Genomic DNA, 5,881 nt, shown 5'->3' with positions numbered 1-5,881 from the left:
GCTCCGGATGAATATGATGATCTCATATCAGGAACTTGTTCGCACCTTCCCTAGTACTTCATCAGCCAGTCCCCCTGACTGGTGATGACGTTAATCTCCGCCACACTGCATGGGCCTTTAATGTAGACGGCAATCTCTTTCCCGTAAGGTAACGTTGATGGAACCAGTGCTACAGGCCTACTACCTGCGTAGACCGTGGGCATCTTCTGAATAGGGCAGTTACCTCGGTTAATGACAATATCCTTAATGGTGACGCTATCAGTCAGCGACTGAACATGAACACGCTGCTGATGCAGATTCGGGTAATACGGATTTTTAACCTGCTCAAGACCAATCCTGATCGGGGCCTCTGCGGCGTGCAGTAGAGGTGAAATCATCAGTGCCACGGCGAGGGCACTCATTGTTGTTTTCATTATTTTTTCCTTATTTTTGTTGAAGCAATAAAGGCTCACATGCGGGTCAGACATCCTGACTTATCAAACTCAGGCAGAATCTTTGCGGCATTGCTGAAGGTGAAGGTGGCAGAGGTCAGCCCGGTCGCCGTTATATGGATACGATGGGATTTTCTGGCAGCATCCCAGAACGCTTCGAAGTTACTGCCACCGGCATCAGAAAACGTGTCGTTAATCAGGAACGTATCGCCGCTGTCGACCTGTGCCTGAACGCTGCGCCCATCATCATTGCCGCTGGTGAGCGTTTTGCCATCAGGCGCGGTGTACTGCACGAACGCATTGTCATCCGGTGAACAGGTCAGCAGCAGTTCAGCGCCATCTTTCCCCTGTATGCGGTATTCCGTGACACCCTGAACCCAGGTTCTGGTCCACTGGTTTACGGTTGCATCAGCCTGTGTGGAGGCTAGAAGCATTAGTAAAAGTGTTATTTTTTTCATGGTTTTCCTTCTGTTGCAGTATCAGCCAGTACTTTCCGCAAGTACTGAAAGTGGGGTAAAGAACGAATAAAACGTGGATCGGTGGTCAGTGCATCAATCTGCCGCCTGCGCAGAAATTGCCTTTTCGTCAGACAGACATCTGCGATGCTTTCCAGGCGAAAGACATAAGCCTGCTGCTGGTATTCGCCCAGCAGATACCAGCTGTTTTCGAAATAAATCAGACGATAGGGGGCGAACCAGCGGTACTGTTCTGTATCCACGGTCAAGTCCAGTAAAGTACGGTCGAGGATCGCCTGTGTAATGCGCCAGAAACCACCAAAGGGTGTCGGTTTACGCCCTGGAGGCGAAAGCCAGACGATATAGGGCGACGGGATGCTGCTGTCGGTCAGCACCGCTATCAGTTTGTTATCCATTGCCGGAAACAACTGCTCTATGCTGGTGGCACGGGCAAAGTGAAGGATCGCTCTGTTGGTGTGAATGCCGGAAAGCGGCTGGGCCAGTGACCAGTTTCCCTGTCGGTATGTCAGTTCCAGACAACTCAGACGCTCTCGAAAGTCCCGACGAAGGGTACGTTCAGAGATCTGAAACTCCAGAGACAACGCCTGTACCGATAATTGTTCCCCCATCAGCAGGCGACTGATGATGATCGCCAGCCGTGATGCCATGCGATCGTGTTGTTTTTCTTCCGCAGACATAGTGAAGGATTTCCGTTTGGTTACTGTGAGTGGTGCAGATACTTTTGACGTAGACAGGCGACCAGCAGGCAGGCCGGAACCGTGACACGTCGGGCTGGGCCTGCCATATCAACAACCAGCCAGCCAGAGCTCAGTGCTATACCAACCGGTCCCGCCAGGACGGCGATGGAGCGGCTCAGTGTCAGATAGGCCACCATCGGCAGGGATCGCCCCAGTATCACTCGTGCCAGTGTACTGACCATCACTGCTGATAGGCGAAAGGCTGCAAAGCCCGAGGCTCGGACGGCAGTCCGTATGGCCATTAAAATCAGCGGTGCTGTCGGTACGGTCAGCTCAGTGCCCATACTGTCAGCAAACTCCTGCAACTCTTCGGCTGACATCTCACTGAGACTTTTTTCAAGTAACGCCATCAGCAGGGAAAGCTCAATGGCTTCGGTGGTTTCCTCCTTCCGGTATTTCACGCCCGTATGGTCACAGACATCGCATAACACTTCCCGATACAGCACGCCTTTCCCACCCCGGAATACACTGGCAATACTGCTGGCACCAAAGGTCTGGATTTCAGCGGCAATCTCCTGCCAGTAATTACGGTGCGCTGGATAAAAACGTTTGTAGTTGTCGCTGCCGGACAGCGTTTCCGTCCAGCGCAGGGTTTTGTCCCGTGGGTCATGGGTAATGAGGCTGACCAGTAAATCCAGATCCTCATTCTCACAACGCCCCAGAAACCGCAGGTCAGCATCTTCGCGATAAACGGCCATTAGCCCTCCATTCAGGTCTGTATCGTCAGGACAAAAACGATAACAAACCCGCCTGTAAGGACATGGCCGATGCGTCAGGAAAATCAGCGTGTTATACGAGTAATGACGGACAGGTGATGTCCGAAAATGAAATACAGAGGATTATGCTGCGCAGGGCGGAGTTACCGGTGGAATAAACAGACGAATGGCGAGTTGCCCCGTCAGGCGGGTGACGAGCCAGGCGGCACCACCGTTGAGTACCCCGCCCAGTAACGGGAGCAGCAGGCTTTCCCTGAGTAACACTTGACTGCTTTTCAGCAGTAATGCATCGCGAACCACCGTCAGCAGAGCGGTCTCGGCCTGAGGCTGGCTCAGTGCGCGGGTCAGTAACCGGGTGATGATGCCACTGATGGCATCCGAGCAGGCATCCCCAGCCAGCGCGCCCCAGCAAAGCAGGCGTACCCGTGGGTCTGCAGTGTCATGGCCTCCGATGATGGCAACGGCTGCACACAGCCGCATCTGAATGAACAGCGAAGAGCAGACGTCGGCGGTGACGGTCAGCGGCAGCAGCGCGCCACCGGTAAGACCACAAGAAAAGCCGGAGCCGCAGGCTTTCAGGGACTCGTACAGCACCAGCGATTCAGCCGCATCAATACGACTCATGTCATTCTGAAGGTAACTGTCGGCCAGCACTGCGGCAGAGTCCGTGACGGCGGTACCTTCCACCGCCAGGGCATACATCCCGTCAAAGAGACGCTGTAATACAGTAATATCCAGACTATCCTCCTTATCGACAACTCCAGATGGTTGTCGTTAAGGTGATATATATCTGTATTTTTTTTATTTTCAGTTTTAGCCGAAATCTCATAGTAAGCGACTGTGTATTCTTTATGTAATTTTTTACGTGTCTGGCATATGAGATGAGTTAGTCTCAAAAAATGCCTATGAGTAAATGGTTAGCTTTCTCCTGTGATTTATTTTATTTAAGAAATAACTCCAGAAAATAAAATGATGTGTTCTGCGATGGTTTTGCTTGCTTCTATTGCCTCCGGTGGCGGTGTTTGGTAATAAGTCGCTCCGTATTGGTATTATTAAATAAAAGAAGGTGAGTGTGTAATGCAGAAAACATATTGAATTCCGTTGGGGGTTGTTATTATAAAATGAATGATATTTATCTGTAACTTATTCGGAATACAGATGTAAATTATACTAGGGCTAAAGTTATGAATTCGAAATATACATACGATCCGCGATACACTGATGGCGTAGAACGAACACTGGCAGCAGCGACTGATCAATACCCCAGGCTTTCTACATTTCGTTTTGATTTGCGGTTTCCGACTGACGGTACTGGTCGTCGTGATGAGCGCGTTATCTCGCGCTTCTTTGATTCGCTAAAATACCATGCAAATGCTCAGATGACTGCCCGAAGGCATGCAGGACTTACCTGTAAGAATCTGACGTCCATACGTTATATCTGGTGCAGAGAATACGGCCAAGTGGAAGACAACCGCCATTACCATGTGATGCTGTTGGTAAACAAGGATACCTTCTATACACTGGGAGATTACCGGCCTCAATGCAACAATGGTATAGATTCACTGGCGAATGTAATCCAGAAAGCCTGGTGTAGTGCGCTGAAATTACCCTGGGAGGCCTATGCAGGCCAGGTTCATTTTCCGGAACAACCCTGTGGCTGGATAGAGCGTAAACGTCCTGAGCATGAAGACCAGTATGCTGCAGTACGTCAGAGAGCAATGTACCTAGCAAAAGAATTCACAAAGCACTATGGAGATGGACGTTCTTTTGGGTGCAGCCAGAACAATCCTTCGATTATTATGGGAACGTAATGTAATTCAGGCAAAGGGACTGGTCCTTTGCCTTGTTCTGGTAAAGCCAAAGAGAGCGCTATCAAGCTATTTGCTGCCGGGAATGCATGTTTATCCACGGCATACGACATTTCACGGCTAACGCCAGACAGAGTTATTCGGCGAGGCTACCATGAGTGAACTAGCCTGGTTCAGACGGATGTACCAGGTTTTCCCCCACTGCTCCAGAATGATTTTTTCCCGTTCAACCAGTGTGTAGAGTAATTCGTTGGTTCTTTCCTTGTTTCTTAGCCGGTTTGGCCCTGATTGAAGAATACGATTTTTTCTAAATTTATAATCTGCCGACCGAAGGCATTCATCCTGTATCCAGGCAAAAAGGTTCTCTAAATCCTTTTCAAAGGATTGAGATTCATCAGGATGAACAAAAAGGTCTATGTATTGATTACCGTACCAGTTGATGATGTCTATTGCGGCTTTAACAACTTCGGTAGATATGTTGTTTTTAAAACCACAAAAGTGATGCAGTAATGCGGCAACACGGGCCACGTTCTCCGCAACTTTTGATGCGTAATCTCTGACGCTGGCCAGATCACCGTTGCTACCAGTCCTGCTCTCTGTGCGATTATGAAATTCAATCCATAACTTTTCTGCGTCTGACGAAAATAAAAGGCCCTCTCGTCCCTGCCCGTTATGGGTAAGGCTTTCAGTCGCGATGTCCATCAGGCGGCGATGGAATACTGGCAGATGTTCCCGTGAGATAACCGGTGATTCGATCAGACGGGTGCCCTGTGTAGATGTCGGCAAACAAATCAGGCTGCGGGCAAAGAAACCCACACCCTTAGCCTGTTCTCCCCGCCGTTCCAGATAGGCGGTGAACACCTCCGGTTGAACCATCAGCGACAGCGTCATTCGGGCATCGTGGATGGTGGCCTCGGGCTCATTTTTGCGATCAACGGTAAATTTTCCGCCATCCCACATTTTATTGATAAAAGGCAGATCGTTCAGAGTGTGGCCGTTGAATATCGCTCCTGCCTCGTCTGACATAATACCCACCGATTTCCAGCGCTCTTTACACAGAAATTCTTTAATTGCGGCTGGCGTTGCGTCATTGAATGTCATTTTGTATTTTACAGGGGGCTCCGGGAGCGATTTATGCGCGGCGTTGAGCGCTTTTTTTATCTCCAGTGTGTCTTCTTTACGCCTAACTTGTGCCCTCAGCTCAGTATTCAGGGCTTTGATCTCTGTTTTTACCGCATTTAGTTCTATCAAATAGTCACTATATTTTTCCAAATAATGTTCGTTCAGCTGTTCTTCAAAACGTCTCAATGGTTCCATCAACAGATTATCGACAGTGGTTTTACGCTCGCCAGAGCCTGCCAGCGTCAGCAGAAAAAGAGAGACTGGCCCGCGAATATTTCCTGGACGGATGACATCAATCTGACTTTGGCAAACAAGGGAAATAGCGCCTAAAACGGATGCACCAATCAGAGGTATAGGTGCCTGTGTTATCTGGTGTACTTCATAAATTGTGTTTCTAATAACTGGAGGAAGCTGATCAACAGGAAAATTATCATGCTTTTGCATTGTGTGGTTTCCATAGAGAAGAAAATAAAAGAAAGTTGTCGGTATCAGTTGTGATGCCATTTGGTCACAACTGATACAGGGATATGAATCAGACGACTTTGTTGAATAAATCGAACTTTTGCTGAGTTGAAGGATCAGATCACGCAT

General features: G+C 49.1%; 7 protein-coding genes. 1 reads left to right on the top strand and 6 read right to left on the bottom strand.

Going from position 1 to position 5,881, the window contains the following annotated elements:
• Positions 1 to 50: 50 nt before the first annotated feature.
• The 5 genes from HX884_RS24950 to HX884_RS24930 form a co-directional block, all read right to left on the bottom strand.
• The gene (locus HX884_RS24950; RefSeq protein WP_015386421.1) at positions 51 to 413 is read right to left on the bottom strand and encodes a hypothetical protein; all 363 of its coding nucleotides are present in this window, start codon (positions 411 to 413) and stop codon (positions 51 to 53) included.
• A gap of 35 nt (positions 414 to 448) precedes the next feature.
• Positions 449 to 889 carry a hypothetical protein gene (locus HX884_RS24945; RefSeq protein WP_015386422.1) on the bottom strand — a complete coding sequence of 147 codons (441 nt, stop codon included), beginning with the start codon at positions 887 to 889 and terminating at the stop codon, positions 449 to 451.
• Positions 886 to 1,584: a YafY family protein gene (locus tag HX884_RS24940; protein ID WP_015386423.1), complete on the bottom strand. Its 699-nt coding sequence runs from the start codon at positions 1,582 to 1,584 to the stop codon at positions 886 to 888. Before HX884_RS24940 ends, HX884_RS24945 begins: the two co-directional genes overlap by 4 nt.
• 20 nt (positions 1,585 to 1,604) lie before the next feature.
• Positions 1,605 to 2,342, bottom strand: coding sequence for a DUF3944 domain-containing protein (locus tag HX884_RS24935; RefSeq protein ID WP_178328949.1), 738 nt, complete (start codon positions 2,340 to 2,342; stop codon positions 1,605 to 1,607).
• Positions 2,343 to 2,483: 141 nt separating this feature from the next.
• Positions 2,484 to 3,062: a hypothetical protein gene (locus HX884_RS24930; protein ID WP_080781773.1), complete on the bottom strand. Its 579-nt coding sequence runs from the start codon at positions 3,060 to 3,062 to the stop codon at positions 2,484 to 2,486.
• A gap of 482 nt (positions 3,063 to 3,544) precedes the next feature.
• On the opposite strand from HX884_RS24930, the gene HX884_RS24925 reads away from it, so the two are divergent.
• Entirely contained in the window at positions 3,545 to 4,171 is a 627-nt protein-coding gene (locus HX884_RS24925) for an inovirus Gp2 family protein (protein ID WP_080781772.1), read from the top strand.
• Between the two features lie 117 nt (positions 4,172 to 4,288).
• Here the strand turns inward: HX884_RS24925 and HX884_RS24920 are convergent, their stop codons facing one another.
• Positions 4,289 to 5,881, bottom strand: a complete 1,593-nt coding sequence (locus tag HX884_RS24920; RefSeq protein ID WP_375138604.1) for a YfjI family protein — start codon at positions 5,879 to 5,881, stop codon at positions 4,289 to 4,291.

This window comes from Enterobacter sp. SECR19-1250 (assembly GCF_013391025.1).
GTDB lineage: Bacteria > Pseudomonadota > Gammaproteobacteria > Enterobacterales > Enterobacteriaceae > Enterobacter > Enterobacter cloacae.
This window is presented reverse-complemented; position numbering and strand designations above follow the sequence as displayed.

Excerpts from the sequence above, each read along its gene's own strand:
- HX884_RS24950 (WP_015386421.1), bottom strand. The coding sequence starts at position 413 with ATGAAAACAACAATGAGTGCCCTCGCCGTGGCACTGATGATTTCACCT.
- HX884_RS24945 (WP_015386422.1), bottom strand. The coding sequence starts at position 889 with ATGAAAAAAATAACACTTTTACTAATGCTTCTAGCCTCCACACAGGCT.
- HX884_RS24940 (WP_015386423.1), bottom strand. The coding sequence starts at position 1,584 with ATGTCTGCGGAAGAAAAACAACACGATCGCATGGCATCACGGCTGGCG.
- HX884_RS24935 (WP_178328949.1), bottom strand. The coding sequence starts at position 2,342 with ATGGCCGTTTATCGCGAAGATGCTGACCTGCGGTTTCTGGGGCGTTGT.
- HX884_RS24930 (WP_080781773.1), bottom strand. The coding sequence starts at position 3,062 with ATGTATGCCCTGGCGGTGGAAGGTACCGCCGTCACGGACTCTGCCGCA.
- HX884_RS24925 (WP_080781772.1), top strand. The coding sequence starts at position 3,545 with ATGAATTCGAAATATACATACGATCCGCGATACACTGATGGCGTAGAA.
- HX884_RS24920 (WP_375138604.1), bottom strand. The coding sequence starts at position 5,881 with ATGCGTGATCTGATCCTTCAACTCAGCAAAAGTTCGATTTATTCAACA.